The 26,716-nt window shown below is 70.2% G+C and carries 27 protein-coding genes and 1 pseudogene; 15 read left to right on the forward strand and 13 right to left on the reverse strand.

Annotated elements, in window-relative coordinates:
- Nucleotides 1–21: 21 nt before the first annotated feature.
- A complete protein-coding gene (locus tag ACFYTS_RS08975) occupies nt 22–546 on the reverse strand; it encodes a hypothetical protein (RefSeq protein ID WP_357280781.1) in 525 nt (174 codons plus the stop codon).
- A 158-nt stretch (nt 547–704) separates the two neighbouring features.
- Between ACFYTS_RS08975 and ACFYTS_RS08980 the strand changes: the two genes are divergently transcribed.
- Nucleotides 705–2,087 (forward strand): serine hydrolase domain-containing protein, encoded by a 1,383-nt coding sequence (locus ACFYTS_RS08980; protein WP_387302389.1) that lies wholly within the window; start codon nt 705–707, stop codon nt 2,085–2,087.
- Nucleotides 2,084–2,353: a YciI family protein gene (locus ACFYTS_RS08985; RefSeq protein WP_357280775.1), complete on the forward strand. Its 270-nt coding sequence runs from the start codon at nt 2,084–2,086 to the stop codon at nt 2,351–2,353. Before ACFYTS_RS08980 ends, ACFYTS_RS08985 begins: the two co-directional genes overlap by 4 nt.
- Before the next feature lie 4 nt (nt 2,354–2,357).
- Here the strand turns inward: ACFYTS_RS08985 and ACFYTS_RS08990 are convergent, their stop codons facing one another.
- Nucleotides 2,358–2,948, reverse strand: a complete 591-nt coding sequence (locus tag ACFYTS_RS08990) for an isochorismatase family protein (RefSeq protein ID WP_387302392.1) — start codon at nt 2,946–2,948, stop codon at nt 2,358–2,360.
- 134 nt (nt 2,949–3,082) lie between these two features.
- Between ACFYTS_RS08990 and ACFYTS_RS08995 the strand changes: the two genes are divergently transcribed.
- Nucleotides 3,083–4,069: a GlxA family transcriptional regulator gene (locus ACFYTS_RS08995; RefSeq protein WP_387302394.1), complete on the forward strand. Its 987-nt coding sequence runs from the start codon at nt 3,083–3,085 to the stop codon at nt 4,067–4,069.
- On the opposite strand, the gene ACFYTS_RS09000 is transcribed toward ACFYTS_RS08995, so the two are convergent.
- The 5 genes from ACFYTS_RS09000 to ACFYTS_RS09020 form a co-directional block, all read right to left on the reverse strand.
- A complete protein-coding gene (locus tag ACFYTS_RS09000; protein WP_357280767.1) occupies nt 4,070–4,867 on the reverse strand; it encodes a family 1 encapsulin nanocompartment shell protein in 798 nt (265 codons plus the stop codon).
- Between the two features lie 38 nt (nt 4,868–4,905).
- Complete coding sequence (locus ACFYTS_RS09005; RefSeq protein WP_387302396.1) at nt 4,906–5,910, reverse strand: Dyp-type peroxidase; 1,005 nt, start codon at nt 5,908–5,910, stop codon at nt 4,906–4,908.
- 74 nt (nt 5,911–5,984) lie between these two features.
- Entirely contained in the window at nt 5,985–6,311 is a 327-nt protein-coding gene (locus ACFYTS_RS09010) for a cupin domain-containing protein (protein WP_357091284.1), read from the reverse strand.
- 105 nt (nt 6,312–6,416) lie between these two features.
- Nucleotides 6,417–6,911: a dihydrofolate reductase gene (locus tag ACFYTS_RS09015; protein WP_387302399.1), complete on the reverse strand. Its 495-nt coding sequence runs from the start codon at nt 6,909–6,911 to the stop codon at nt 6,417–6,419.
- The gene (locus tag ACFYTS_RS09020) at nt 6,908–7,714 is read right to left on the reverse strand and encodes a thymidylate synthase (protein ID WP_357280759.1); all 807 of its coding nucleotides are present in this window, start codon (nt 7,712–7,714) and stop codon (nt 6,908–6,910) included. The genes ACFYTS_RS09015 and ACFYTS_RS09020 overlap by 4 nt, the downstream gene beginning before the upstream one ends.
- Before the next feature lie 20 nt (nt 7,715–7,734).
- Between ACFYTS_RS09020 and cobF the strand changes: the two genes are divergently transcribed.
- The 3 genes and pseudogenes from cobF (at nt 7,735) to ACFYTS_RS09035 (ending at nt 10,107) form a co-directional block, all read left to right on the forward strand.
- Nucleotides 7,735–8,499, forward strand: coding sequence for a precorrin-6A synthase (deacetylating) (cobF, locus tag ACFYTS_RS09025; protein WP_387302401.1), 765 nt, complete (start codon nt 7,735–7,737; stop codon nt 8,497–8,499).
- A 45-nt stretch (nt 8,500–8,544) separates the two neighbouring features.
- Nucleotides 8,545–9,124, forward strand: a pseudogene (locus tag ACFYTS_RS09030) (AMP-dependent synthetase); the annotation flags it as partial.
- A 116-nt stretch (nt 9,125–9,240) separates the two neighbouring features.
- Nucleotides 9,241–10,107 carry an Fpg/Nei family DNA glycosylase gene (locus ACFYTS_RS09035; RefSeq protein WP_387302403.1) on the forward strand — a complete coding sequence of 289 codons (867 nt, stop codon included), beginning with the start codon at nt 9,241–9,243 and terminating at the stop codon, nt 10,105–10,107.
- 5 nt (nt 10,108–10,112) lie between these two features.
- Here the strand turns inward: ACFYTS_RS09035 and ACFYTS_RS09040 are convergent, their stop codons facing one another.
- A complete protein-coding gene (locus ACFYTS_RS09040; RefSeq protein WP_387302405.1) occupies nt 10,113–10,799 on the reverse strand; it encodes a pyridoxamine 5'-phosphate oxidase family protein in 687 nt (228 codons plus the stop codon).
- Nucleotides 10,800–10,876: 77 nt separating this feature from the next.
- On the opposite strand from ACFYTS_RS09040, the gene ACFYTS_RS09045 reads away from it, so the two are divergent.
- From ACFYTS_RS09045 to ACFYTS_RS09060, 4 genes are all read left to right on the forward strand, one after another.
- Complete coding sequence (locus ACFYTS_RS09045; protein WP_387302407.1) at nt 10,877–11,569, forward strand: DUF4184 family protein; 693 nt, start codon at nt 10,877–10,879, stop codon at nt 11,567–11,569.
- 33 nt (nt 11,570–11,602) lie between these two features.
- Nucleotides 11,603–13,003: a PLP-dependent aminotransferase family protein gene (locus ACFYTS_RS09050; protein ID WP_387302409.1), complete on the forward strand. Its 1,401-nt coding sequence runs from the start codon at nt 11,603–11,605 to the stop codon at nt 13,001–13,003.
- Complete coding sequence (locus ACFYTS_RS09055; protein WP_357280742.1) at nt 13,000–13,245, forward strand: DUF2630 family protein; 246 nt, start codon at nt 13,000–13,002, stop codon at nt 13,243–13,245. Before ACFYTS_RS09050 ends, ACFYTS_RS09055 begins: the two co-directional genes overlap by 4 nt.
- Before the next feature lie 338 nt (nt 13,246–13,583).
- Entirely contained in the window at nt 13,584–15,197 is a 1,614-nt protein-coding gene (locus ACFYTS_RS09060) for a carboxylesterase/lipase family protein (RefSeq protein ID WP_357280740.1), read from the forward strand.
- Nucleotides 15,198–15,203: 6 nt separating this feature from the next.
- Here ACFYTS_RS09060 and ACFYTS_RS09065 read toward each other — a convergent pair whose 3' ends face one another.
- Both ACFYTS_RS09065 and ACFYTS_RS09070 read right to left on the reverse strand, forming a co-directional pair.
- Nucleotides 15,204–16,454, reverse strand: coding sequence for a hypothetical protein (locus tag ACFYTS_RS09065; RefSeq protein WP_357280737.1), 1,251 nt, complete (start codon nt 16,452–16,454; stop codon nt 15,204–15,206).
- A 151-nt stretch (nt 16,455–16,605) separates the two neighbouring features.
- Nucleotides 16,606–17,367: a crotonase/enoyl-CoA hydratase family protein gene (locus ACFYTS_RS09070; RefSeq protein ID WP_357280735.1), complete on the reverse strand. Its 762-nt coding sequence runs from the start codon at nt 17,365–17,367 to the stop codon at nt 16,606–16,608.
- 65 nt (nt 17,368–17,432) lie between these two features.
- Here ACFYTS_RS09070 and ACFYTS_RS09075 point away from each other — a divergent pair, with 65 nt between their 5' ends.
- On the forward strand, nt 17,433–18,062 hold the full coding sequence (locus ACFYTS_RS09075) for a TetR/AcrR family transcriptional regulator (RefSeq protein WP_357280733.1): 630 nt from the start codon (nt 17,433–17,435) through the stop codon (nt 18,060–18,062).
- Between the two features lie 12 nt (nt 18,063–18,074).
- Nucleotides 18,075–19,697 carry an acyl-CoA dehydrogenase family protein gene (locus ACFYTS_RS09080; RefSeq protein WP_357280730.1) on the forward strand — a complete coding sequence of 541 codons (1,623 nt, stop codon included), beginning with the start codon at nt 18,075–18,077 and terminating at the stop codon, nt 19,695–19,697.
- Between the two features lie 4 nt (nt 19,698–19,701).
- On the opposite strand, the gene ACFYTS_RS09085 is transcribed toward ACFYTS_RS09080, so the two are convergent.
- Nucleotides 19,702–19,893, reverse strand: a complete 192-nt coding sequence (locus ACFYTS_RS09085) for a DNA-binding protein (RefSeq protein WP_387302413.1) — start codon at nt 19,891–19,893, stop codon at nt 19,702–19,704.
- Nucleotides 19,894–20,018: 125 nt separating this feature from the next.
- Here ACFYTS_RS09085 and ACFYTS_RS09090 point away from each other — a divergent pair, with 125 nt between their 5' ends.
- A complete protein-coding gene (locus ACFYTS_RS09090) occupies nt 20,019–21,401 on the forward strand; it encodes a DUF1731 domain-containing protein (protein WP_387302415.1) in 1,383 nt (460 codons plus the stop codon).
- 161 nt (nt 21,402–21,562) lie between these two features.
- Nucleotides 21,563–21,799, forward strand: a complete 237-nt coding sequence (locus ACFYTS_RS09095) for a hypothetical protein (protein ID WP_357280722.1) — start codon at nt 21,563–21,565, stop codon at nt 21,797–21,799.
- Here ACFYTS_RS09095 and pcrA read toward each other — a convergent pair whose 3' ends face one another.
- The gene (gene pcrA, locus ACFYTS_RS09100; protein ID WP_387302417.1) at nt 21,800–24,277 is read right to left on the reverse strand and encodes a DNA helicase PcrA; all 2,478 of its coding nucleotides are present in this window, start codon (nt 24,275–24,277) and stop codon (nt 21,800–21,802) included.
- A gap of 364 nt (nt 24,278–24,641) precedes the next feature.
- Here pcrA and ACFYTS_RS09105 point away from each other — a divergent pair, with 364 nt between their 5' ends.
- Entirely contained in the window at nt 24,642–24,950 is a 309-nt protein-coding gene (locus ACFYTS_RS09105; protein WP_357091322.1) for a chorismate mutase, read from the forward strand.
- A 210-nt stretch (nt 24,951–25,160) separates the two neighbouring features.
- Here the strand turns inward: ACFYTS_RS09105 and ACFYTS_RS09110 are convergent, their stop codons facing one another.
- Nucleotides 25,161–26,612: an NAD-dependent succinate-semialdehyde dehydrogenase gene (locus ACFYTS_RS09110; RefSeq protein ID WP_357280717.1), complete on the reverse strand. Its 1,452-nt coding sequence runs from the start codon at nt 26,610–26,612 to the stop codon at nt 25,161–25,163.
- Nucleotides 26,613–26,716 lie beyond the last annotated feature (104 nt).

Genomic DNA, 26,716 nt, shown 5'->3' on the forward strand with positions numbered 1-26,716 from the left:
CCGATGCGGGCCCGCCGGGGATCACCGCGTGGGCGGGGCGATCTTCCAGTACTCCTGCAACGCCTCGGCGATCTCCGGCAGGATGGTCACCGGAATCCGGCGCTGCCGCAACATGGTTCGGATCTCGGTGATCTGCTCGCGCTTGCGCTGGTCGTAGGCGCCGGCCACCGGGCGGTGCACCGGCGGGATGGACAGCAGCACCAGCTCCCGATGCGGCTCGTCGCCGTCGGTCAGGTCCAGCGCCAGCGTCCAGCGGCCGTGTTCGTCGAGCGCGAACCGCGCCGCCACCACCCGATCCCACGCCACCGTGGACGTGCCCCACGGCGTCCGGCGCACGATCGCCGCCTCGGTCAGCTCCACCCCGTCCCGCCCGAACAGCAGGATCAACAGTCCCACCGCGGCGGCCGCCCCGAAGAACAACCCCGTGAACACCCGATTCGGCCCGAAGACGCCGATCGTGCCGGCGCAGACCACCGCGACCAGGAACACGCCCGCCACCGCGTAAGCGGCAATCCGGCGTCCCGGCACCACGCCCGCCCGCACCATCGCTCATCGCCTCCCGCAACCGACTGCGCGTCACCGTACCCGTCCCCGGTCCCGGGTGCCCGGCGATCTCGACACCGGCGCTGTCGCCGACCTAACCTACGGTGCCCACTCCTACCGCCTCCGGCGGTGTGGGTCAGCATTACCCGAAGGAGCGACCCATGGTGCCAGCCGTCGATCTCGAACGCCGGTTGGGCGACCTGATCGAGGAGTACGGGGTACCCGGTGCGCAGGTCGCGGTCCTGTCCGGCGGCCGGATCACCGACGCGGCCGCCGGGGTCCTCAACACCGCGACCGGCGTTGCGGCGACCACCGATTCGGTGTTCCAGATCGGCTCGATCACCAAGCCGTGGACCGCGACCCTGATCATGCAGGCCGTCGCCGAGGGCCTGCTCGACCTCGACGCCCCGGTACGCCGCTACCTGCCCGAATTCCGGGTGCGCGACGCGGCCGCGGCCGCCGCCATCACCGTCCGGCAGCTGCTCGGCCACACCTCCGGCATCGACGGCGACCTGTTCCTCGACACCGGGCGTGGCGCGGACGCGGTCGCCAACTTCGTGCCCGCCATCGCCGACGCCGGGCAGGTGCACCGGCCCGGCGCCATGTTCTCCTACTGCAACAGCGGGTACGTGCTGCTCGGCCGCATCCTGGAAGTGTTGCGCGGCAAGCCCTTCGACACGCTGCTGCGAGAACGGCTGGTGACGCCGCTCGGACTGACCCGGGTGGCCGCCGACGCCGACGAGGCCATCCTGTTCCGGGCCGCGGTCGGGCACACCGGATTCGAGCCCGGGACCGGTCCGCTGCCCGCGCCGGTGTGGGCGCTCCCGGCCTCCAATGCCCCGGCCGGAGCGCGGCTGGCCATGTCCGCGCGCGACCTGCTGGGATTCGCCCGGCTGCACCTGTCCGGCGGGCGCGCCCCGGACGGAACCGCCGTGCTCCCGGAATCCGTGGTCCGGGAGATGACCCGGCCGCACATCGAGGTGCCCGATATCGGCTACGGCACCCACTGGGGACTGGGCTGGCAGCTGTTCGACGCCGCGACCGGGCTGTTCGGGCACGACGGCAGCACCCTCGGCCAGAACGCCTTCCTGCGCGTCGCGCCCGCCTCCGGCGTCGCGATCGCCTTGCTGGCCAATGGCGGGAGCGCGTTCGCGCTCTACCGGGACCTGGTCGAGGACCTGCTGTGGGAGCACGCGGGCATCCGGCTGCCCGCCCGCCCGGTGCCCCCGGCCCACCCCGAACCGGTCGACGCCGCCCGCGTCAGCGGCCGCTACCGCTCCGCCATGTACGAGCACGCCATCGACGTGGACCCCGACGGACGCGCCTGGCTCTCCACCAAACCCCTCACCACGGAGGCCGCCTTGGTCGCGGTCCCCGACCGCATCGAAGTGCTGCACCTGCGGCCCGACGCGCTCATCGCCGCCCACCCGATCCGCGGCCGCCACACCGTGTACGGCCTGATCAACGGCGACGGGCACGCCGGGACGCGCTACCTTCACACCAGCCGCGCGATGCCCCGCCAGCCCTCCGAGGAGCGCTCATGAAGTTCGTCCTCTTCTACGACTCGGCCCCCGACTTCGCCACCACGGCGCCAACCTGGTTCGAGGCGCACAGTGCCCGCTGGCGCGAATTCGCCGACCGCGGCGAACTCCTCATGATCGGGCCCTTCTCGAACGCCGAGAGCGACGGCGCCATGGCCATTTTCACCACCGAGGAGTCCGCCCGCCGGTTCGCCGAGGGCGATCCCTTCGTGCTGCACGGCGTGGTCAGCGCCTGGCGTGTCAAACCGTGGCGGGAAGCGCTCGTCTGAGCGGTCAGCTCAGCTCGGAGCCGGAGGCGACCACGACACCGTAGAGGTCGGCGATGGTGGCCAGCGCGCTCTCGTGCAACTGGGCGGCGCCGACCTCACCGGCGGCCGACCGCAGGGGACGGGCGGCGGACGCGTCGGCCACGACCGTCGGGCGATTGCCGCGCAGGAAAGCGCCCTCGGTGGTGAAGGTGACGCACATGTGGGTCATGAAACCGGCGATCACGACGTTCTCGTGGCCCGCCGCGTCCACGTGCGCGGCCAGGTCCGTGCCGACGAAGGCGTTCGGAACCGTCTTCACCACAACGGGTTCGCCGTCGATCGGGGCCACCCGGGGATGGATGCGGCCGATCTCGTCGGTGATGTCGTAGGGCGTGCCCGGGCCGCCGTCGTTCACGATGTGGATGACCGCCGCGCCGGCGGCGCGGGCTCGGGCCAGCAGATCGGCGGCGGCGTCGAGGGCGGGCTCCCAGCCGGTCAGCTCCATCACGCCGCGGGTATAGGTGTTCTGGTAGTCCACCAGGATCAGGGTGGCGTCGGCCAGGGTGGCGGGGGTCTGATCGAAGCCGCTGAGGTCGCGCAGGGTCTGGGCGGACATGGGATTTCCTCCGGTCGTGTCGTCGTCCGCGCCGCCTGGTGCGGGGGACGTCGTCCACGCTATGAGCCCGCGGGCGTGTCGGAAATGTCATGTAACCTGCAAATCCGGACATTGCCGGAGGCGGACGGAGGACCATGGGCGCCATCGAACGATTCGTGGTCATCGTGCTGTTCGACCGCGTCGACCTGCTCGACGTGACCGGACCGCCCGAGGTCTTCGCGCTGCTGCGGCGAGAGATGAACGGGGAGACCGGATATCGCGTCGCGCTCGCCGCGGAGACCCTCGACCCGGTGACCACCTCGGCGGGCGTGCGGGTGTTGCCCGACATCACCTTCGCCGAGATCGGTGACCGCGGCATCGACACCCTGGTCGTGCCCGGCGCGGTCGACGTGGACGCGGACGGCCGGGTGCGGGCGCTCAGCGAACCGGCCGTGGTCGAGTGGGTGCGCAGACTCGCCGGACAGACCCGGCGGGTCGCCTCGGTGTGCGTGGGCGCGCACATTCTCGCCGATGCCGGACTCCTGAACGGCAGACGCGCCACCACGCACTGGTCCACCGCTACCCAGCTCGCCGCCGAGCACCCGGCCATCGAGGTCGACGCCGACCCGATCTTCATCCGCGACGAGAACGTCTGGACCGGAGCGGGACTCACCGCGTGCCTCGACCTGGCGCTCGCCCTGGTCGCCGACGACTTCGGCGACGCCCTCGCACTGCGGGTGGCCCGGCAGCTGGTCATGTTCCTGAAAAGGCCCAGCGGACAGAGCCAGTTCAGCGTGTCACTCGAACCCATCTCGACCACGCGGCGCATCGACGACCTGCGGCACTACATCACCCGCCACATCGGCGACCAGCTCACCGTCGCCGGCCTCGCCGCCGAGGCGCATGTCAGCGAACGGCAGCTGACCCGCATCTTCAAGACCGACCTCGGCACCACCCCGGCCGCCTACATCGAGTCCGCGCGCGTGGAATTCGCGCGCAATCAGCTCGAGACGACCGATCACACCCTGGAACGGGTGGCGACGCTGAGCGGTTTCAACACCACCGACACCCTCACCCGGGCCTTCCGGCGCACGCTGGACACGACGCCGACGGAGTATCGAAACCGCTTCCGCATCACCTGATCACGCTTCGAGCGCGACCGCCGCCTCGGCCGTGTACACCAGGAACGTCAGGCTCTCCTGGAAGTACAGCTGCACCGTCTCCGCGTCGTGGGACAGATAGCCGATCGACAGGTCCTGGCCCAGCTGCAGATCGAAATCGCCACCGCGCGTGGACAGTACGAACGCGCCGTCGATGGCCGGCGCCCAGATGATCTCGCCGTCGATGAGCCGCTCGATGTGCGTGCGGATCGGGTGACCGTGATCGGAGGTCTCGCTGACCGCGGTGTACAGGTCTGCCGACAACAGCACCGAATACGGGCCGTCCACACCGGCCAGCCGCAGCTTGCTCAGGGCCTGCGCGACCGCTTCGGGCGCCAGGCGCGCGTCACCGGGCAGCTTCACCGGCTCGCACGAGGTGGCGGCCCGGATGCCCTGGATCTCCGCCGCCGGATAGCCCTCGAAGATCGCGCGGTCCTCCGCGAACGCGATCTTCTTGGCGGCCGCCTTCACCGGGTCCAGGTCGGCGTCCTGGGCTCCGCGTTCCACATTGTCGAGCTCGGTGCGCGAGAGGGTGAACGGCACCCGCAATTCGACCAGCGGCACCACCGCGCGCTGCCGCGCCTGCACCCCATCGCCCGGGGATTCGATCGCCGTGGTGCGGCCGGTGCCGACCGCGGAGTAGTCGACACCGTGCGGTCCCGACAGATCGACCACGCGGCGACCCGCGATGTGCCGCTTGAAGGTTCGCGTCGCCTCCTCCTCGATGGCCTTCCATGCCTCCGAGGTGATCGGCGCCAGTTCGCGATGCAGGTTGTTCATACGTCAGCTCCTTGCCGGTTCGACGATTTCGTAGCTACTCAACGATTTCGCAGCGTCCCGATTCCCAGCGATCCGTTTCCGCGGCCCGCGCCATCGGATTCCGGCGCGGCCGCGACCACCGCCGGGGCGGGCGCGTCGGGCAGCGCGTCGAAGAACTCGGCGGGCGGGGTGAAGAACGAGGTACCGGTGACGGCGGTGGAGAAATCCAGGATGCGGTCGTAGGCGGCGTCCGGGCTGCCCAGGAACATGCGGGTCAGCATGGTCTCGGTGACGGCCGGATCATCGGCGTAGGCGATGTAGTAGGTGCCGAACTCGCCGTCCTGGACCGAGCCGAACGGCATGTTGGCGCGCACGATATTGCCGCTGACGTCCTGGTCGTTCACGGCCACATGGGAATTCGCGGGCTGTTCGGCCGCGTCGAGCTCGTAGTCGTCGAGTTTGGTTCGCCCGATGACCTTTTCCTGCTCGGTGGTCGAGAGCGCCTTCCACGAATCCAGGTCGTGCAGGTACTTCTGCACGGTCACGTAACTGCCACCGGCGAATTCGGGATCCTCGTCCCCCACCAGCGCGGCGGTGACGGCCAGCCCGCCCTCCGGGTTCTCGGTGCCGTCCACGAAGCCGAGCAGATCGCGCTGCTCGAAATAACGGAAGCCCACCGTCTGATCCACGATGGTGCCCGCCCCGGTCAGCCGCTCGGCGATCTTCATCGCCAATTCGAAACAGGCGTCCTGGGTTTCGGCCTTGATGTGGAACAGCAGGTCGCCCGGCGTGGCCGGAGCCTGGTGCTGCTCGCCCGGGTAGCCCGGAAACTCGTGCAGCTGTGCGGGTTTCGGCCCCGCGAACAGGCGGTCCCAGGCGGCGGACCCGATGCTGGTGATGCACGCGAGGCCGGATCCGGGCACCCGGAAACCGACGGAACGCCGCAACCCGGGCAGATCTGCGAGCAAATCCCGCGTCACCGCCTCGCCACCCTCGTCGATGGTCACGACGAGGAAGATGGCTGCCGGCGTGAGCGGGTCGAGGATCGGCTGTGGCTCACCCATGGCAACCACCCTAGGCCCTACCACCGGCCGCCCGCCTTCCCGGTACGGCCCGCACGGCATTTCGGCTCGGGCGGCTACTTGGCGACGGTCAGAAGAAACGCCACGTCATCGATGGCTTTCACACTGTGACGGGCGTTCGGAATGACGATTAGATCACCCGCCGAGCCCTTCCACTCGTTGGCGCCGCTGATCAGCACCAGCACCCCGCTGATCACCATGAGCGTCGCCTCGCCCGGATTCTCGTGCTCGGCCAGCGTTTGTCCGGCCGTCAACGCGATCACCGTCTGCCGCAGCGAATGCGCGTGGCCGCCGTAGATGGTCGACGAACTACGCCCGCTCGAGGCCGTGGCGGCCAGCTTCAGCTGCTGGCGAGCAACCGCGGTCAGCGACTTCTTGTCCATGGACTGCCTTTCGCCGGGGTATCGCTGAGTATGCCGGACACACCCGGGGCGCTCGGCGGTTTCGACGCGGTGTGTGCGGGAATTGCCGGACGAGGAATCCGACCGTTATCCGCGCGGGCGGGTATAACGACGGAATCGATAGCGCAGACCCGTCGACGACTCACGCCAATCGGCCGCCTCGGCCCGCCACTGCCGGTCGATCGCCGGCGCGACAGTATCGCCGTCGATCTCCGCGTCGATCTCGGTGACCATCAACTCGGTCGCGAAAGGCATTGCCGCGCGGTAGATCTCACCACCACCCATGACCCACACCGACTTGTCGCCGGTCATCTCCAGCGCCTCGGCCAGCGAACCCGCGCGCTCCGCGCCGTCCACCGCCCATTCCGGCTGCCGGGTCACGACGATATTGCGGCGGCCGTCCAGCGGACGGAAACGCGCGGGCAGCGAATCCCAGGTCTTGCGGCCCATCACCACCGGATGGCCGAAGGTGACATCCTTGAAATGCGCCATGTCCTCGGGCACCCGCCACGGAATCGTATTGTCCCGCCCAATGATTCCCCGCGTCGTCTGCGCCCAGATCAGGCCGACGGTTCTGCTCACACCGCCACCGGCGCCTTGATGGCCGGATGATGCTGGTAGCCTTCGATTTCCACGTCCTCGTATTCGTAGTCGAACAGCGAGGGGGCGGGACGCAGGTGCAGTTTCGGGAACGGGTACGGCTCGCGGGTCAGCTGCTCGCGCACCTGCTCCACGTGATTGTCGTAGATGTGGACGTCGCCACCGGTCCAGATGAACTCGCCGGGCTGCAGTTCGGTCTGCTGCGCCACCATCAGGGTCAGCAGCGCGTAGCTCGCGATATTGAACGGCACGCCCAGGAACAGGTCCGCGCTGCGCTGATACAGCTGGCACGACAGCTTGCCGTCGGCCACGTAGAACTGGAAGAAGGCGTGGCAGGGGGCCAGGGCCATCTTGTCCAGCTCGGCCACGTTCCAGGCCGACACGATGATGCGGCGCGAGTCCGGGTCGGTGCGCAGGGTCTGCAGCACCTGCGAGATCTGATCGATGTGGGTGCCGTCCGGGCTCGGCCACGACCGCCACTGCACGCCGTAGACCGGGCCCAATTCGCCCTGCTTGTCGGCCCATTCGTCCCAGATGGTGACGCCGTGCTCGCGCAGCCAGCTCACATTCGAGTCACCGCGCAGGAACCACAGCAACTCGTAGACGATCGACTTGAGATGCACCTTCTTGGTGGTGATCAGCGGAAAGCCCTGCGACAGGTCGTAGCGCAGCTGATGTCCGAAGATGCTGCGGGTGCCGGTGCCGGTGCGATCCGCCTTCGGGGTGCCGGACTCCAGCACCAGTCGGAGCAGGTCCTCGTACTGGGTATCTCGGGCGCTCTCCACGCCTGGCAAGCTTACGCACCGTGCGAAAGTTGTTTGTGATCGGAATCGGGGCGGGGGACCCGGACCAGGTGACGGTGCAGGCCATCAAGGCGATGCGCCAGGTGGACGTGTTCTTCCTGATCGGCAAGGGAGCCGAGAAACAGGAGCTCACGGACGTGCGGGCGGCGATCCTGGCCGAACACGTCCAGCATCGGCACACGGTCGTGGAGGTCACCGACCCGCCGCGCGATCGCAGCGTGCCCGCGCGTGGCGCCGACGCCGCCTACCAGGGCGTGGTCGCCGACTGGCACGAGGCGCGCGCCGAACTCCTGGAACGGGCCTTCGCCGGAACCGAGGGTGTCGGCGGCATTCTCGTCTGGGGCGACCCGTCTCTCTACGACAGCACGCTGCGCATCGTCGAACGCGTCCTCGATCGCGGCCGCGTCCAATTCGACTACGAGGTCATTCCAGGCATCACCAGCGTGCAGGCCCTCGCCGCGGCCCACCGCACCGTCCTGCACGAGATCGGCGAACCCCTCCACATCACCACCGGCCGCCGACTTCGGGACGAGGGGCTGGCCGACGGTCAATCCACCCTGGTCATGCTCGACGGCGAATGCTCGTTCACCCAGCTGCCCGGCGACGACATCTACATCTGGTGGGGCGCCTACCTCGGCATGCCCGACGAGGTCGTCATCGAAGGCCCGCTGCGGGTCGTCGAATCCCGCATCACCCGCCGCCGCGCGGCGCTCCGGGAGGCCAAGGGCTGGATCATGGACATCTACCTCCTGCGCCGCTCCCTCTGACGGATCCGGCGCGCGGCTGTCGACTCTTACTGGCGGAGCGTGGCCGACATCAAGATCGGGTCCATGGGTCACACCATGCCCGGCTATACCGTCGAGATCCTCGGCCTGGACTCCGACGATCCGGCGCCGGTCGGGCGGCCCGGCCGGGTGGCCATCGCGACCTCCAGTCCACTGCTGCTGTTCCGTGAGTACCGCGACGCCCCCGAGGCCGGCGCCGCCCGGTTCACCGCCGACGGCCGGTGGTACCTCACCGGCGACGTCGCCTCCCGCGACGCCGACGGCTACCTCACGTTCGCTTCGCGTGACGACGACGTCATCCTGATGGCGGGCTACCGCATCGGCCCGTTCGAGGTGGAAAGCGTTCTCACCGAGCATGATTCGATCTCCGAGGCCGCGGTCATCGGTGTCCCCGCCGAACTGCGCGGCGAGGTGCTCATCGCGGTCGCGGTCGTCACCCCCGGAATCGACCCCGACGACACCCTCACCACCGACCTCCAGCACCTGGTCAAACGGAAACTGGCCGCCCACGTCTACCCCCGCCGCATCCACTACGTCCCCCGAACTCCCCAAGACCCCGAGCGGCAAGGTCCAGCGCTACCTGCTGCGGCAGCAGTTCCGCGATTGAGGGCGAACCGCTGGCCGCGCTGAATCCCGGGGGTGTCGGCGGGGACGGCTAGGGTGGGAGGCGATCATCCGGGTCGGCAGGCCCGGATGGATGCCTCGGGGATTGGAGGAGATCCGTTGCCCGAACTACCGGAGATAGTGGCGCTCGAGCAGTTTCTGGCCGAGCATGCGGTGGGGGCGGTGGTCGGCCGGGTGGACGTGGCCGCGCTGAGCGTGCTCAAGACCTTCGATCCGCCGGTGACGGCGCTGCCGGGGCGCGATGTCACCGGGGTGGGGCACTGGGGCAAACACCTCGGAATGGATTGCGACGGGCTGTGGTTGATCACGCACCTGTCCCGGGGCGGCTGGCTGCGGTGGATCGACGAACCGGGAGCCAGTCCACCCAAGCCCGGCAAAGGTCCGCTCGCCCTGCGCGTGCACTTCTTCACCCCCGAAGGGGCCACCCCCGCCTTCGATCTCACCGAGGCGGGCACCAAGAAACGGCTCGCCGTGTGGATTACGGCCGACCCGCTCTCGGTGCCCGGCATTGCCCGCCTGGGACCGGATGCCCTCGCGGTGAGCGAACCAGAATTCGCCGAGATCCTCGGCGGCACCTCCCAGCGGGTCAAGAACGCCCTCACCGATCAAACCCTCATGGCGGGCATCGGCAACGCCTACTCCGACGAAATCCTGCACACCGCAAAGATCTCCCCCTTCGCCAACTCCGGCACCCTCAACCCCCGGCAGCTGACCGCCCTCTACTCCGCCATGCGCGCCACCCTCTCCGACGCGATCCTGCGCTCGGTAGGCCAGGACGCCGCCCGCCTCAAGGGCGAGAAACGCTCCGGCTTCCAGGTCCACGCCCGCACCGGCCTCCCCTGCCCGGTCTGCGGCGACACCGTCCGCGAAGTCTCCTACGCCGACAAGTCCTTCCAGTACTGCCCCACCTGCCAGACCTCCGGCAAGATCCTCGCCGACCGCCGCATGTCCCGCCTGCTGAAGTAGCGGGGCTAGACCGCCGCCGTCTCGGTGCAGCGGTCCAGTACATGCGCCGGAATCTCCACTCCCGCTTCTAGATCGGCGGCGGGAATCGGGGCGTCGAAGACCTCGCGGAGGGGGAGGACGCCTGCCCAGACGCCGCCGGCGGCGATGTCCTCGGGGGTGTCGCGGGGGCCGCCGGTGCGGATCTTGACCGAGGCCTCGGTGAGGTCGACGGCCAGGACCAGGGTCGCGGCCATCTCCTTCTTGTCAGGGGAGCGCACCGAGTCCCACGCGCCGGGGGCGGCCTGGTCGACGATGACGCGGAGGGCGTGCATGCGTTCTTCCGGGTCGGTGAGTTCGGTTGGCCGGGCGTGGATTACGGCCGATCGGTAGTTCATGGAGAAGTGCATGGCGGAGCGGGCGTAGACGATGCCGTCGACGTGGGTGACGGTCAGGGAGACGTCGCCGGTCATGGCGGCGCGCAGGTTGCCGGCGCCGGTGGAGCCGTGCAGATAGAGGGTGCCGCCGTCGCGGCCGTAGATGGTGGGGATGACCACCGGGGCGCCGTGCAGCAGAACACCGAGGTGGCAGAGCAGGCCCGTGTCGAGAATGGCGTCCAGGTCGGCGCGGTCGGTACTGCCCCGCTCCTTGGACCGGGTGAGGCTGCTGCGCGGGGTGGGTGACAATGAGGTCCGGGTCGTCGCTGTCTCACTCATATGACCAGTTTCGGCCGGGAATTGGCATTGTTGAATAGCCAATTCTTCGGAAGATCCACAGACCACTTGGGGGGTTCGTGCCGTTCACGCTGGCGCATCCGGCGGCCGTGTTGCCCTTGCGGCGGGTCTTGTGGTTTCCCGGGCTGATCGCCGGGAGCATCGCGCCGGACCTGCCCTACTACCTGTGGACGGGTGTGGACGGTTCGGTGACGCATGTGCCGTGGGGGCTGCCGGTGGACGCACTGCTGGGGACGATCCTGGTCGCGGTCGGCTGGGGACTACGCGGCGCGGTGCAGGGGATGCTCGGCAAGGCGATCGGCGGGAGTCGGCCGGGGGCGGTGGCGGCGGTCGCGGCCCTGATGGTCGGCGCGATGACACACCTGGCGTGGGACGAGTTCACCCACACCGGCGGTATCGCGGTACGGCATTGGGAAGTGTTGCGGGCGGCGGTGATCGGGCCGCATCGGGTGTACAACGTGATCGGGTACGTCTCGTCCGTCGGTGGCATGCTGCTGCTCGCGGGGTATGTGATCGCCTGGTACCGCGGGGCGCGGCCCGTCGACCCGGATCCCCGGCGTGGCCGGCTCCTGGCCGCGCTGGTCGTGGTCGCGGCGGTCGCGGCCCTCTACGCCCGCACCGATCCGATCGCGGGCGTGAGCCTCTACGACTGCGTCCGGCACATGACGATCTACGCGATCACCAGCGCCGGTGCGGTGTTCGTTCTCTACGCCGTCGGCTCGCAGGTCCTGAGGTGTCGAGTGGCATCCTGATATCTACTGTTCGCCGAGATATCAGGAGGCCACTTGCGGGGGAATCGCCTGGTTGACGATGATCTGCCGTTCGCCATCGAGCGGGAGGGACGGGAGCCGCTGGCCGTGCAGGTGGCCGATGGGCTGCGGCGGGCCGCGACCAGCGGGGCGCTGCGCGGGGGTGATCGGCTGCCGTCCTCGCGGGAGTTGGCTGCTCGGTTGGGGGTGAGCCGGACGGTGGTGACCGCCGCCTATGACCAGTTGCACGCGGAGGGGTGGCTGGACGGCCGGCACGGGTCGGGGACGTATCTGACGGCCACGCCGCCGCGGGTGGACGCGCAGGCCGATGGGCCGCAGCGGGTCGATCCGCTGGCCGGGCTGCTGGATCTGGGGGCGGGAGCGCCGTCGATCGAGGCCATCGATGCCGCGGCGTGGCGTCGCGCGTGGCGGACCGCGTCGGATCGGACGCCGGTGATCCGGCGGGATCGGCGGGGGGAGGCCGCGTATCGCGAAGCCGTGGTGGAGCACCTGCTGCGGCATCGAGGATTGGGTGCGGGCAGCGGGGCGACCGTGCTCGCCACCGCCGGAACCAGCGCGGCGGCAGGCGAACTCGCGGCCGCGCTGCTGCGGCCCGGCGATGTGGTGGCGATCGAGGATCCGGGGTATCAGCGGGCGGGCGGCGCGTTCCGGGCGGCGGGCGCGCGCCTGGTGCCGGTGCCGGTCGACGCCGGCGGGCTGCGCGTCGAGCTGCTCCCCGAGCACGCGCGCATGGTGTATTGCACTCCAGCGCACCAGTTTCCGCTCGGCGCGCGCATGCCCGCGGCCCGGCGGGTACAGCTCATCGAATTCGCGCGCCGCACCGGAGCCCTGGTGATCGAGGACGACTACGACGGCGAATTGCGGTACGACACCGCGCCGCTGCCCCTGCTGGCCACCCTCGCCCCGGACGTGGTCGTACACCTCGGCACCACCAGCAAGATCCTCACCCCGACGCTCGGAACCGGCTGGCTGGTGGCTGATCCCGCCGTCACCGAGGCCGTGCTCGCCCACCGCGAACTCACCGGCACCAGCCCCTCGCCCGCCGGACAGCAGGTGGTGGCCGAACTCGCCCGCGCGGGAGACCTCGCCCGGCATCTGCGCCGCCTGCGCCGCGACATGCCCGCCCGCCGCGCGCTCGTCCTGGAGGAACTGCGCCGCCACGGTCTGGAGGTGCGCGGCGACGACGCGGGTTCGCACGTCTACGTCCCCCTCGCGAGCGCGGAGCAGGAGGATCGCGCGATCGCCGCGTCCCGTGCGCACGGCGTCTACCTCGACGGCCTGGCCCGCCACCACGTCGGGCCCCGGCACACGTTCGGCATAGCCCTCGGATACGCCGCCCTGCCCGCGGCGGACCTGCCCGGCGCGGTCCGGTTGGCCGGAAACGCGCTGGCCCGGGTCGTACAGTGGACCGCATGACCGAAAAGGACATCCACGCTCGCATCAAGGAACTCGTGGATCGTGAGCACGAGTTGCGCGCCCAGACCACCGGCGGCGAACTCGACCCGGAGGCCGAACGCCGCCAGCTCGCCGAGATCGAGGTCCAGCTCGACCAGTGCTGGGACCTGCTCCGCCAGCGCCGCGCCCGCCTCGACCAGGGCCGCAACCCCGACGAGGCCCAGCCCAACTCCGCCCGCCAGGTCGAGGGCTACCTCCAGTAGCGGAGTCCCGCGCCTCCGGGACCAGCTCGAGAGCGGTCCTGGACCCGCGCCCGGTCCCGGACCGACCCGTGTGACCTCGCCGCGCGCCGCCTGCAAGGCGTGTCCCGGCCTCGTGAACCGGCCGGTGTCGTCCGCCCTCGGACACGAGGCGGGATCCTCCGTCACGGAGTTGCGGTAGCCGTCCACCGTGGACAAGCGGAGTCTCCGTCCCGCAGTGGCTGGAGCCGCGGCCCCCGGAGGGGGGCGCCGCGCGCCTCGGGGGTGGCGGGAGTCGCCAAATGTGGGGGTCCCGACGCGTAGCCCTGGGAGCGCCCAAGCGTTGGGTCTACGCTTTTCAAATGGTGGCAACCACAGATATCACGACCGCGGACGGTGTGGTTCGCGGAATCCGGGGCCGCCGCGTCTCACGCTGGCGGTCCATTCCCTTCGCCGCGCCGGCGGTCGGCGACTTGCGCTTTCGGGCGCCGCAGCCGGTGCGGCCCTGGACCGGGGTGCGGGACGCGACCGACTTCGGCTACGCCGCAATGCAACACCGTGACGGTGCGCGGATCGGGCCGCGGCAAGCACAGGCGACGGGGGAGGACTGCCTCACGCTGAATGTGGCGGCGCCGAACTCGCCGTCGGGCACACCGCGCCCGGTGATGGTGTTCATCCACGGCGGCGGCTACATGATCGGAACCTCCGCGCTGCGACTGTATTCCGGCGCGCGGCTGGCCGTCCGCGGCGATGTCATCGTCGTGTCGGTCAACTACCGGCTGGGCGCGTTCGGGTACGTCGATTTCGGTGAATACTCCACGCCCGACCGGCAATTCGACTCCAATCTGGGTCTGCGGGACCAGGTCGCGGCCCTGGAATGGGTGCAGCGCAATATCGCGGCCTTCGGCGGTGACCCCGGCAATGTCACCATCTTCGGCGAATCCGCGGGCGCGCACGCGGTGCTGTCGCTCATGGCGACCCCCGCCGCGGCCGGGCTGTTCCATCGCGGCATCGCGCAGAGCGCGCCCGCCGACTGGGCGCCGAGCCAGGCCGAGGCCCGCCTCTTCGCCCGCCGCTGCCTCGACGAACTCGGCATCGACCCCGCCGACGCCGCCAAGGCCCTGAGCACCGCCGGGGCCAATGCCATCCGCAAGGGCGTCGACCGCGCGCTGGCCCGGGTCATGCACGAGCAGCCGGGCCTGTTCCCGGTCGCCCCGGTGGTGGACGGCGAATTCCTGCCCGCCGCACCGGTCGCCGCGTTCGCCAACGGCACCGCGCACCGGGTGCCGCTGATCCTCGGCACCAACCGCGACGAGGCCACCCTGTTCGTGCGTCTCGACGACACCCTGCCCACCACCCCCGACCGCATGCGCTGGCTGCTGCGCCACGTCGACCAGGCCCTCGAGGCCGACGGTGAGGGCCCCATCTTCACCAAACTCGGCCGGACCATGCCGACCTCGGAGGAACGCCTGCACGACGCACTGTCCGACTATGGCGCGGCCGTCGAATCCCGGGTCGCCGCCGCCTATCCCGGCTTCCCGGGCAAGAAGGCCGCCGTCCGGATGGGCGGCGACTTCACCTTCTGGCGGCCCTCGGTCCGGGTCATGGAGGCGCACAGCCGGTTCGCGCCGACCTACGCCTACCGCTACGACTTCGCCCCGCGCGCAGTCCAGGTGAGCGGGTTCGGCGCGACCCACGCCCTCGATTTGATCCCCGTGTTCGGCGCGGTCGACACGGGCATCGGGCGGGCCATGACCGCACTGGGCGGGCACAGCGGATTCCGGTCGGTGTCCAAGCAGTTCCAGGACAATTGGCTGTCCTTCGCCCGCACCGGCGCCCCGCTCCCGGCCTGGCCCGCCTACACCGAGGACCAGCGCGCCACCCTCATCATCGACGCACCGAGCCGGGTCGAATTCGACCCGGACCGCACCAAACGCCTGGCCTGGCAAGGGGTCCGGATTCCGGCGCTCACCTGAGCGGCGTCACCACCGGGTGTACGGCAGGCCGAGCGCGGACAGTTCCGAGTCGGCCAGCGCCGTGAGCGCCGCGGCCGTGGGGACGGCGTCGGGGTCCAGGCTCACCAGCGACAGCGTGTAGGTGTCGGCGATCCGGGTCAGATACCCGGACAGCCGGGTGCGGGGCAGGGCGTCGAGCCGTAACCCGGGGTGGATGGCGCGCGCCGCCACCCCGGTGCAGGCATGCGGCCCCAGCGCCAGCAGCGATTCGGGCAGATTGCCGATATTGGAGCACAGGATGTCCCGCTCGCCCGCGCCCTTGGCCAGCCGGTACGCCCAGCGGTCGGGGATGACCTGGAGCAGTTCCTCGGGAATGCCGCCGGGGCTGGTCATGCGGTGCTCGTAGGCCCGGCGGGCCTGCTGCCGCAAGGACGCCGGGGTGTCGTCGCGGGTGATGGCGATCTCGGTCATGGACATGTCGTTGTCCACGCGCGGTTCGTCGCGGGTGTCGACGGGAAGGCTCGCCGCGATGGTGTCGGGCTGGAATCCGCCGGCCCACAGCATTTTCGCGATCACGTACACGAACAGGCTGTTGGCCGTCCCCGCGTGTGCGACGGCGACGCGATTCCAGTCGCGGGCCGGAATCTGCAGTACGGTCGCGCGGGTGGCCGGTCGGTCACCGGATTTCCTGCCGCCCGATACCGTGTTGCGGTCGGCGTTCGGGACCGGTCGCGCCGGGATGCCGCGGCGCAGCGCGCGAGCGGTTCCGCCCAGCACGGTCGCCCACATGCCGCGCGCGTCGGCCCAATCCGAATGCCCCGCAACGGGAGCCGCGAGCGGAATGCCCGACAGCGCGTTGTCGATGGCCAGGGTCAGTGCCCGCCCGTCGGCCAGGGCGTGCGAGCAGGTCAGCGCGACCAGGCAGCCGCCGTCGTCGAGCCGCGCCGCCGAGAGCCGCCAGCCGGGCCCGGTCTCCGGGTTCAGGTCCTCGCCCTGCCGGTCGGCCCACTCCAGGATCGCGGCGACCGGGATCGGCTCGCTGGTCATGGTGAACGGGTAGGCGGATTCGTTGGGCTGCCAGCGCGGCCGCGCCCCGGGCACCCGGGAGCGGACCACGCGCCGGCCCAGCGGCCCGGTGCGCAGATCGCGGTGCACCCGCCACAGCAGGGCCGGGTGCACGGGTTCGGCGGTACGCCAGAGTCCCTGCAGGACGATCGGGGTGCCCAGACCCCGATGTGACCGCAGGAAGATCTCGTCCAGCACGCTCAGCCGATTCATCGAACGGTTAGCGTACCGATCGGTCCGGCAGTGCGCTGCCGGGCGTATACGGGGCTTCCGCGAGGCGGGCACGCCGTGCCGAGTCGGGCTGTCGCCCCGCCGCTCGCGCGGTCCGCTCCGTCGGCGCCTCTCCGCGCTTCGGCTGCGCTGACTACGCGCTGTCGCCGTGCCGCCCCGCGCCGGCGGCGAAACGCTGGGCGCCGTCGAGCGCGCCGTCCATCAGCGCCTTCATGCCGTGCCGCAGTTCGTTGGAGATCGCCGCCGGCTCCTCGAGTCCGTCCTGCTCCAGCACCGACATCCGGTCCGAGCGCAGGCAGGTCTGCGGCAGCGCCGCCAGCTCGAGTGCGAGTTCCTCGGCGGCGCGCCGGGATTCGCCGTTCGGCACCACCCGGTTCACCAGGCCGATCTGCAGCGCCTCGGTGGCCCCGACCGCGCGGCCGGTGAGGATCAGATCCATGGCGCGGCCCTCGCCGATGACGCGCGGCAGCCGTACCGTGCCGCCGTCGATGAGCGGCACGCCCCAGCGGCGGCAGAAGACGCCGAAGGTGCTGTCCTGCTCCGCGATTCGCAGATCGCACCACAGCGCCAGCTCGATGCCGCCCGCGACCGCGTAGCCGGAGACCGCGGCGATGACCGGCTTGGACAGTTTCATGCGGGTGGGGCCCATGGGCCCGTCGCCGTCCTCGGTGACCTGGTTGGAGCGTTCGGTGCCCAGCGCCTTGAGGTCGGCGCCGGCGCAGAAGGTGCCGCCGTCGCCCCACAGCACGGCGACCGCGGCGGTGGGGTCGGCGTCGAAGTCGCGGAAGGCGTCGGCCAGGGCTTTCGCGGTGGGTCCATCCACCGCGTTGCGGGCTCCGGGGCGGTGCAGGATCACGGTGTAGACGGGACCGTTGCGCTCCACTCGTACTGTCACGAAGCCGACGTTACGCCGTAAACCGGGGGTTGCGTCAAGAAATGAATAGGTGGTTCACTTCTTGCATGGCCTATCGGAGAACACCCGCTGTCCAGGCCAGACTGGACGCTCAGGCGGGATCGATCGTGCGCGCGGCCATGACCGTCCTCTCCCGCGACGGCTTCGCCGGACTGTCCATGGCCGCCGTCGCCGCCGAGGCCGGGGTCGCCACCGGCACCGTCTACAAGAACTTCAGCGGCAAGTCCGAACTCGTCACCGCCGTCTTCCGCGAAGTCGTCACCCGCGAGGTCGACGCCGTCGCCGAAGCGGGCGCGGCGGGGGCCGGCCGCACCGCCTCCGACCGGGTCACCGCGGCCGTCGAGACCTTCGCGGGCCGCGCCCTCAAGAACCCCAAACTCGCCTACGTGCTGCTCGCCGAGCCCGTGGACACCGCCGTCGACGCCGAGCGCCTGCGCTTCCGCCGGGCCTTCGCCGAGACCTACGTGGCCGCCATCGCCGACGGCATCGCCAATGGCCAACTGCCGCCTCAGGATCCGGCGACCTCCGCCACCGCGCTGGTCGGCGCGATCGGCGAGGTGCTGGTCGGCCCGCTCTCCCAGCAGCTCCAGAGCGAGTCGGTGCTGCCGGAACTGGTCGCCTTCGCCCTGCGCGCCCTCGGCGTCCCCGCCGAAGCCCACGGCGTCCCCCACGAATAGGAGTCACCCGTCATGCACACCCACGACGTCTTCAACCAGGTGCCGCCCATCTCCCCGTTCGACAACTCCCGCAACCCCGCGCTGATCGAGGGCCTGCACCGGGAGGGCGCGGGCTGGGCCGAGGCCGAGGTGCGGGAACTGGGCGTGCTCGCGGGCGGGATCGAGGCCCAGGAGTGGGGCCGGATCGCCAACGAGTACCCGCCGGTCCTGCACACCCACGACCGCTACGGCCACCGCATCGACGAGGTGGAATTCCACCCGTACTGGCACAACCTGATGGATGTCGCGGTCACCCACGGCCTGCACGGCGCGCCGTGGCGCGACGACCGGCCGGGCGCGCACACCGCCCGCGCCGCCAAGTTCTTCACCTGGGGCATCGCCGACGCCGGGCACATGTGCCCGATCTCCATGACCTACGCGGTGGTGCCCGCGCTGCGCCACAATCCGGAATTGGCCGCCGAGTACGAGCCGTTGCTCGCCTCGCGCACTTACGATTTCGGCCTGCGCGAGCCGTCCACCAAGGCCGGTCTCATCGCGGGCATGTCCATGACCGAGAAGCAGGGCGGCTCCGACGTCCGCGCCAACACCACCACCGCCACCCCGCTGAGCGACGGCAGCTACCGCATCGTCGGCCACAAGTGGTTCACCTCGCACCCCATGGGCGACCTGTTCCTCACCCTGGCCCAGGCTCCCGGCGGCCTGTCCTGCTTCCTGCTGCCCCGGGTGCTGCCCGACGGCACCCGCAACGCGCTGCGCATCCAGCGGCTGAAGGACAAGCTGGGCAACAAGTCCAACGCCTCCTCCGAACTCGAGTACGAGAACGCCATCGGCTGGCTGGTCGGCGCGGAGGGCGCGGGCGTCAAGACCATCATCGAGATGGTCAACATGACCCGCCTGGACTGCGTGATCGGCTCGGCCACCGGCATGCGCGCCGGGGTCGTCTTCGCCACCCACCACGCCCGCCACCGGGAGGTGTTCGGCAAGAAGCTCATCGACCAGCCCGCCATGCGAAACGTGCTGGCGGACCTGGTGATCGAATCCGACGCCGCCACCACCGTCATGATGCGCCTGGCCGGCGCCACCGACCGCGCCGACTCCGATCCGGCCGAGGCCGCACTGCGCCGCATCGCGCTGGCGGTCACCAAGTACTGGGTGTGCAAACGGGCCCCCGCGCACGCGGCCGAGGCGCTGGAATGCTTCGGCGGCAATGGATACGCCGAGGAATCCGGCATGCCGCGGCTCTACCGGGAAGCCCCGCTCATGTCGATCTGGGAGGGCTCGGGCAATGTGGCGGCGCTGGACGCGTTGCGCGCCATGGGCCGTCAGCCCGAGACCGTCGAGGCGTTCTTCAACGAGGTCAACCTGGCTCGCGGCGGCAACCGCCACCTGGACGAGGCCATCGACCGAATCGGCAAGGAGCTCACCGACTTCGCCGACATCGAATACCGGGCCCGCCGCGTGGTCGAGCTGATGGCGCTGGTGCTGCAGGGCGCGCAGCTGGTGCGGCACGGTCACCCGGCCGTCGCGGACGCCTTCTGCGAGACCAGGTTCGGCGGCGACTGGGGCATCGCGTTCGGCACCCTGCCCGGGGGCGTGGACGTCGAATCGATCATCCAGCGCGGCTACGTGGACTGACCGCTCAGCCGAAGTCGAGGCCCTGGGCGACCAGGGCCTCGCGCAACACCCGAATCGCCTTCGGCCCCATGCCGTGCAGGGCGAGCAGGTCGCGTTCCGGCACCCCGGCCAGCTGGTCCAGGCTCTGGTATCCGGCGGAGGTCAGAGCCCGCGCCGCCGGAGCGGAGACGCCGCGCGGCCAGATCGGATCGCTCATGGCCCGAGCCTGGGCCGCGACGGCGGGCCCGTCCGGCGACCCGCTGCCGGGCCCGCGAACATTCGTCCGGCGTTGCGACGAAGGCCACGCTTCCCGGTGCGCTGCCGCGGGCATAGCGTCGAAGCATGCCTCGTACGACGACGTACACCCAGTGGATCGACCTGCCGCCGCGGCAGCTGTGGACGGTGCTCGGGGATCCGGCCCGGCTGCCCGAATGGAATCCCGCCGTCACCGCGCTGACCCTGCACGGCGCGCCCGCCGCGGGCGTCACCGGCGACTACCTGCCGCGCGGGCGCGTCACCGGGGCGGTGCACGGGCGGCTGGCGAAACCGTTCGTGCTGTCGACCTTCGTGCCCGATCGCGAAATCACCATCGAGCAGCCCGAACCCGCGGGGACCATGCGGCTGCGCTGGGTGCTGACCCCGCGCGACGGCGGCACCGAACTCACCCGGCAGCTGACCTTCAGCGGCATCTCGGCGTCGGCCATGCGCACGATCGTGGGCAACCTGCTGGAGACCGACACCCACACCGGCTTCACCCGCCTGGCCCAGCTGGCCGGACTGCGCCCGGCCGAGGGCGCGCTGACCGTCGTGATCGCCGGCGGCACCGGCGCGCTGGGCCGCATCCTGGCCGCCGATCTCGCCTGCCGCGGCCAGCGGGTGGTCATCCTCACTCGGCGCACCCTGCCGGAACTGCCTTACCCGCAATACGAATGGGACGGCCACGGTGTCGGGGCGTGGGCCGATGCCCTGCGCAACCCGGGGCGCACGGCGGTGATCAACCTCGCGGGCAAGCTCGTCGACTGTCGTCCCACCCCCGCCAATATCGCCGAACTGCGCCGCAGCCGCGTCGATTCGACCCGGGCGCTGGTGGAGGCGTCGAAGACCCTGGACCGGCCGCTCGACTACTGGATCCAGGCCAGTACCACCGCCATCTGGTCCGACGCCGGGGAGACCCGCTGTGTCGAGGGCACCCCGCTGCCCGAACCCGGCCTGCCGCAGATGACCGGCGTGGCCGCACCCTGGGAGGCCGCCTTCGACGGGGCCAACGCCGCCCACTGGACCATCCTGCGCACCTCGATCGTGCTGGACCCGGACGCGCCCGCCCTGAAACGGCTGGCCCAGCTGACCAAGTTGGGACTGGGCGGCAGCGTCGGCGACGGCCGGCAATGGTTCAGCTGGATCCACTTCGAGGACTGGCTGGCCATCGTGCGCGCGAGCCTCGGCCTGGATCCACGCGTCACCCTGCCCAGCGGCGTCCTCGTCGCCGCCACCGACTTCCCCGTCCGCAACAAGGAACTGATGGCCACCCTGCGCAGGCAGCTGCGCCGCCCCTGGTCGCCACCCACCCCCGCCGCCGCCCTCACCGTCGGCGCGGTCCTGCTGCGCACAGATCCCGCGCTCGGCCTCACCGGCCGCCACGCCACCTCGGAAGTGCTGCGACACAACGGCTTCCGATTCCGCTACCCAACCCTCGACGAGGCCCTCTCGAACCTGCTCCCGCGGTAGCCGGCAGCCCGGGCCCACATCCGCCTGCGTGTCCTGTCCGCGAGGCCGCTCCCACTGCGGCGGATCCATGCCGAGCGCGGGGTGCTCGGCGCCTCGAGTCATCATGGGGAGCGCGCGCAGCTGATGGTGCTGAAAGCGAAGCAGGACAACGGGAGTCGAGTATGAAACTCCGGGCACGCACCGGCGACGGCGAATACGGGCTGCTGGTGGCCGCCGCCACCGCGTACGACATGCAGTCCGCACGGCAGGTGCGGCAACTGTTGAACAGCCATGGGGTGCGGGCCACGCTGGGGCCGGCGCGCATCCACCGGTGGCGGAACCTGAAGGACCACTTCCGGATTCTGGTGTTTCCCGAGGACGCCGCGCGCGCCTACGACGTCCTCAGCCGCCTCGGCTGATCAGAGCTTGGTCAGGGTCCGGCTGTAGGACGGGATCAGCCGGATCTTGCCCGCGGTGCCGAAGTCGATGGTGACGGTGGCCAGCGCGCCGAAACCCTCCGCCGCGATGACCCGGCCCAGACCGTACTTGTCGTCATTGACGCGATCGCCGACCGCCAGCACCAGGCCGGTGTTGTTGCGCTTCACCCCGGCCGCCGCCGGAGCGGGCCGACCCTCGCCGCGGCCGCGCAGACCGGGACGGGAGTCCGACCAGCCGTCGCCGCGCGTCCAATCCCGTTCCAGGCCGTCGTCCTCGCCGCGGCGGCGGAAGCCGCGCGACTGCGACTGCGAGGGCGTCGGCTCCAGCCGCTGCCAATCCATCAGATGGCCCGGAATCTCCTGCAGGAAGCGGGATTCCGGATTCGACACCGGCTGCCCCCAGCCCGAACGCACCACCGCGCGGGTCAGGTACAGGCGCTTGCGGGCGCGGGTGATGCCGACGTAGGCCAGCCGGCGCTCCTCCTGCAACTCCGCCGGATCGCCCAGTGCGCGCATGTGCGGGAACTGGCCATCCTCCCAGCCGGTCACGAACACCACCGGGAACTCCAGGCCCTTGGCGGTGTGCAGGGTCATCATGGTGACCACGCCCGAACCCTCTTCCGGGATCTGGTCGGCGTCGGCCACCAGTGAGACCCGCTCCAGGAACGCCGCCAGCGACCCCGGCTCCGGCTCACCCTCGGCCTGCTCGGGCACCAGGCCCTCGTCGCGCGCGGCCTCCACGTTGTTGCGTGCCTCGGAGCTGAATTCCCGTGCGACGCTGACCAATTCGTTGAGGTTGTCCAGCCGCGCGCCGTCCTGCGGATCGTCGGAGGCCTCCAGCTCGGCCCGGTACCCGGTGCGATCCAGCACGGCCTCGACGATCGAACCCACATCGGGGAAGTCCATATCGGCCTGCGCTCCGGCGGCCCGGATCTCCTCCAGCAGCTCCAGGAACCCCGAAATCGCCTTCTGAGACCGGGAATTGAGCAGCGCGACCTTGCCGGCGGCCGCATCCCGCAGCGCCTGCGCGAAACCGATGTTCCGCTGCTCGGCGTGCACGGCCACGCACGCCTCCGCGCGCTCGCCGATACCGCGGCGCGGGGTGTTGAGCACCCGGCGCAGGCTCACCGCGTCGTCCGGATTCTCCAGCACCCGCAGGTAGGCCACGATGTCGCGGACCTCCTTGCGTTCGTAGAAGCGGACGCCGCCGACCACCTTGTAGGGCAGGCCCATCCGGATGAAGATCTCCTCCAGGGCGCGCGAATTGTTGTTGGTGCGGTAGAAGACCGCCACATCCGCGTAGTTGGCGTCGCCCTGATCCACCAGCCGGTCGATCTCGCGGGCCACGAACGAGGCCTCGTCGTGCTCGTTGTCGGCCACATACCCGACGATCAGATCGCCGTCGCCCTGATCGGTCCACAGCTTCTTGTCGCGGCGGCCCTCATTGCGGGCGATGACCGCGTTGGCGGCGGTCAGGATGTGCTGGGTGGAACGGTAGTTCTGTTCCAGCAGAATGGTTTCCGCGTCCGGGAAATCGCGCTCGAACTCCTCGATATTGCGGATGGTCGCGCCGCGGAAGGCGTAGATCGACTGGTCCGCGTCACCCACCACGCACAGTTCCGACGGCGGCACCCGATGCTCGGAGCCGGTGTCCGGGTCGTCGCCCCACACCCCGCCGCGGTGATGGCCGACCAGCTCGCGCACCAGCACGTACTGGGCGTGGTTGGTGTCCTGGTACTCGTCGACCAGCACGTGCCGGAAGCGGCGGCGGTAGTACTCGGCCACCTGCGGATGCCGCTGCAGCACCGACACCGTCTCGCCGATCAGATCGTCGAAGTCGAAGGCATTGGCCGCGCGCAACCGCCGCTGGTACTCGCCGTAGACCCGGGCCACGATGCGCGGTAGCTCGGCCTCCTCGGTCTCGGCGTCGGCCGCGGCCCGGGCGGCGTCGATGAGCTCGTTCTTGAGGTTCGAGATGGCGGTGGCCAGCAGGCGCGGCGTGTACTTCTTCGGGTCGATCTCGAAATCGCGGATGATCATGCCCAGCAGCCGCCGGGAGTCGTCGGCGTCGTAGATGGAGAAGTTGGAGTTCATCCCCGTCAGCAGCGACGCCTGGGTGCGCAGGATGCGCACGCAGGAGGAGTGGAACGTCGACACCCACATACCGGCCGCGCGCGGTCCGACCAGCCCGGCGACGCGTTCACGCATCTCGGCGGCGGCCTTGTTGGTGAAGGTGATGGCCAGGATCTCGCTCGGCCGCACCCCGCGGGCGTCGAGGAGATAGGCGATACGACGGGTCAGGACCGCGGTCTTTCCAGAACCGGCCCCGGCCACGATCAGCAGCGGGGTGCCGGTGTGCATCACCGCGGCGCGCTGTTGTGGATTCAACCCTTCGAGCAACGCTCCGCCACCCCGCGCGTGCTGGGGCTTCTGCTCGTCCTGTGCCACCGTCGTATTCATCGCCCATCCACGCTACCGGCGCGCACCGACAGGCGTCGGGCGGGATCGCACAGGTGTCCGATTAGTGCCGGTCCGGCGAACTTCTGGTGAACCGTGTGACAGGAGGAAACTCAGGAGATTCACAAACGTACCCGTTTTGCATGGGTACCTCTCCGTGGCAGACTCGTCCCATGACCGGCTCGACGGCGGTGCGACACGCCTGTGCACCCAATGTGTATCGCACCTGAGCCCGATCCCCGGGAGACAATGATTTTCCAGGGGGGACAATGTATGGCCGACAGGTCAGATTCTTGGTGAAGAACCGATCGGTAACAGGTTGGGTCCACCCGCCGATCCACGTTCTGGACCACGAGGAGTTGAAAGTATGAGCATCTCGACGACGGGACATTCCGAGTCTGCCACCGGCTCGGACTCCGCCCCGCTGCCCTCCGAAGCGGAGATCGAAAAGCTGCGTCTGGAGATCGACAAGCTGGACGCCGAGATCCTCGCGGCCATCAAGCGCCGCACCGAGGTCTCGCGCATTATCGGACGGACCAGAATGGCGAACGGCGGGCCCAAGCTCGTCCACTCCCGCGAGATGAAGGTACTCGAGCGATTCAGCGAGCTGGGCCAGGAGGGGCACACCCTCGCCATGCTCCTGCTGCGTCTGGGCCGCGGTCGGCTCGGGCATTGACAACTCTCGTAACTCTCAGGGGCTTCACCCCTGAAACCCCGGACCCTTCCGACTCGGGAAGGTCCGTTAACGCTGAGCGCCGCCCGACTCGATACAACAGGCGGTGCGTCGCGAATCGCGGGCACACAAGCCACGCTGCATGCGGAGCCGCGGATGCAGCACCCCCAGGCCGCCCCGGGTGTCTTTACCCCGGGGCGGTTCTTCGTCTTCCTAGGGCAGGGCGATGTACTTGATGTCGAGGTACTCCTCGATGCCCTCGTAGCCGCCCTCCCGGCCGAAGCCGGATTCCTTCACGCCGCCGAAGGGCGCGGCCGGGTCGGAGATGACACCGCGGTTGACGCCGACCATGCCGGTCTCCAGGCCCTCGGCGACCCGCAGCGCCCGGTCCAGGCTGCGCGTGTAAACGTATGCGACCAGGCCGAATTCGGTGTTGTTCGCAGCCGCCAGGCCCTCGGCCTCGGTGTCGAAACCGACGATCGGGGCGACCGGGCCGAACACCTCCTCCCGCAGGATGCGGGCCTGGGACGGAATGTCGGTGAGCACGGTGGCCGGGTAGAACCAGCCCGCCCCGCCCGGGGCCTTGCCCCCCAGCTTCACCTGCGCGCCCGCCGACACCGCGTCGTCCACCAGGTCGCTCACGGTGTCGAGCTGGTTCTCGTTGATCAGCGGGCCCAGGGTGGTATCCGGGTCAACGCCATTGCCCAGCCGGTATTCGGCCATGGCCGCCACCAGTTTGTCGGTGAATTCCTGGCGAACCGAATTCTGGACGTGGAAACGGTTGGCCGCGGTGCACGCCTCACCGCCGTTGCGCAGTTTGGCCAGCACCGCGCCCTGCACGGCCGCGTCCAGGTCGGCGTCGTCGAAGACCACGAAGGGGGCATTGCCGCCCAGCTCCATGGAGGTGCGCAACAGACCGTGCGCCGACTGCTCGACCAGCTTCTTGCCGACCGGGGTGGACCCGGTGAAGGTCAGCTTGCGCAGGCGCGGGTCGTTCAGCAGGGGAGCGGTGACCGCGCCCGACCGCGAGGTGGTGATCACCGACAGCACGCCGTCCGGCAGCCCGGCCTCACTGCACAGCTGAGCCAGCAGCAGCATGGTCAGCGGGGTCTCGCCCGCCGGTTTCACGATCATGGTGCAGCCCGCCGCCAGCGCCGGGCCGATCTTGCGAGTTCCCATGGCCAGCGGGAAGTTCCACGGCGTGATGGCCAGGCACGGCCCGACGGGCTGCTTGTGCACCAGGATTCGCCCGGTCCCGCCCGGGGCGGCCTGGTAGCGGCCGTGCACCCGGACCGCCTCCTCGGAGAACCAGCGGAAGAACTCGGCGCCGTAGCGGACCTCATTGCGGCTCTCCGGCAGGGCTTTACCCATTTCCAGGGTCATCAGCAGCGCGAACTCGTCGGCCCGTGCGGTGATCGCCTCGAAGACCTCGCGCAGGATCTCCCCGCGCTCGCGAGCCGGGGTCGCGGCCCACTCGGCCTGCACCGCGGCCGCCGCGTCGAGAGCGCGCACAGCGTCCTCGGGGGTCGCGTCGGCCACCTGGGCGATGATCTCGCCGGTGGCCGGATTGTGGACCGGGAAGGTCGCGCCGCCGGTGGCGTCCACCGGCCCCCCGATCCAGAGCTGTGTGGGAATGGAGGAAAGAAGCTCAGTCTCAGACACCATGTCCTCAGCGTAGGACCGTGTGGACAGCCTCGCCCGCAGGTTCGCGGCCGTCTCGATTCTGGACCGACGGAGCGGGGGAGCGAAGCGGAGGAGCGGAGGAGGGA

The sequence above is a fragment of the Nocardia sp. NPDC004151 genome (assembly GCF_042874235.1).
Classification (GTDB): Bacteria; Actinomycetota; Actinomycetes; order Mycobacteriales; family Mycobacteriaceae; genus Nocardia.

Bases quoted from the DNA above. Each gene is read 5' to 3' on its own strand.
- ACFYTS_RS08975 (WP_357280781.1), bottom strand. From the start codon at position 546: ATGGTGCGGGCGGGCGTGGTGCCGGGACGCCGGATTGCCGCTTACGCG.
- ACFYTS_RS08980 (WP_387302389.1), top strand. From the start codon at position 705: ATGGTGCCAGCCGTCGATCTCGAACGCCGGTTGGGCGACCTGATCGAG.
- ACFYTS_RS08985 (WP_357280775.1), top strand. From the start codon at position 2,084: ATGAAGTTCGTCCTCTTCTACGACTCGGCCCCCGACTTCGCCACCACG.
- ACFYTS_RS08990 (WP_387302392.1), bottom strand. From the start codon at position 2,948: ATGTCCGCCCAGACCCTGCGCGACCTCAGCGGCTTCGATCAGACCCCC.
- ACFYTS_RS08995 (WP_387302394.1), top strand. From the start codon at position 3,083: ATGGGCGCCATCGAACGATTCGTGGTCATCGTGCTGTTCGACCGCGTC.
- ACFYTS_RS09000 (WP_357280767.1), bottom strand. From the start codon at position 4,867: ATGAACAACCTGCATCGCGAACTGGCGCCGATCACCTCGGAGGCATGG.
- ACFYTS_RS09005 (WP_387302396.1), bottom strand. From the start codon at position 5,910: ATGGGTGAGCCACAGCCGATCCTCGACCCGCTCACGCCGGCAGCCATC.
- ACFYTS_RS09010 (WP_357091284.1), bottom strand. From the start codon at position 6,311: ATGGACAAGAAGTCGCTGACCGCGGTTGCTCGCCAGCAGCTGAAGCTG.
- ACFYTS_RS09040 (WP_387302405.1), bottom strand. From the start codon at position 10,799: ATGAGTGAGACAGCGACGACCCGGACCTCATTGTCACCCACCCCGCGC.
- ACFYTS_RS09055 (WP_357280742.1), top strand. From the start codon at position 13,000: ATGACCGAAAAGGACATCCACGCTCGCATCAAGGAACTCGTGGATCGT.
- ACFYTS_RS09060 (WP_357280740.1), top strand. From the start codon at position 13,584: ATGGTGGCAACCACAGATATCACGACCGCGGACGGTGTGGTTCGCGGA.
- ACFYTS_RS09065 (WP_357280737.1), bottom strand. From the start codon at position 16,454: ATGAATCGGCTGAGCGTGCTGGACGAGATCTTCCTGCGGTCACATCGG.
- ACFYTS_RS09075 (WP_357280733.1), top strand. From the start codon at position 17,433: ATGGCCTATCGGAGAACACCCGCTGTCCAGGCCAGACTGGACGCTCAG.
- ACFYTS_RS09080 (WP_357280730.1), top strand. From the start codon at position 18,075: ATGCACACCCACGACGTCTTCAACCAGGTGCCGCCCATCTCCCCGTTC.
- ACFYTS_RS09085 (WP_387302413.1), bottom strand. From the start codon at position 19,893: ATGAGCGATCCGATCTGGCCGCGCGGCGTCTCCGCTCCGGCGGCGCGG.
- ACFYTS_RS09090 (WP_387302415.1), top strand. From the start codon at position 20,019: ATGCCTCGTACGACGACGTACACCCAGTGGATCGACCTGCCGCCGCGG.
- ACFYTS_RS09095 (WP_357280722.1), top strand. From the start codon at position 21,563: ATGAAACTCCGGGCACGCACCGGCGACGGCGAATACGGGCTGCTGGTG.
- pcrA (WP_387302417.1), bottom strand. From the start codon at position 24,277: ATGAATACGACGGTGGCACAGGACGAGCAGAAGCCCCAGCACGCGCGG.
- ACFYTS_RS09105 (WP_357091322.1), top strand. From the start codon at position 24,642: ATGAGCATCTCGACGACGGGACATTCCGAGTCTGCCACCGGCTCGGAC.
- ACFYTS_RS09110 (WP_357280717.1), bottom strand. From the start codon at position 26,612: ATGGTGTCTGAGACTGAGCTTCTTTCCTCCATTCCCACACAGCTCTGG.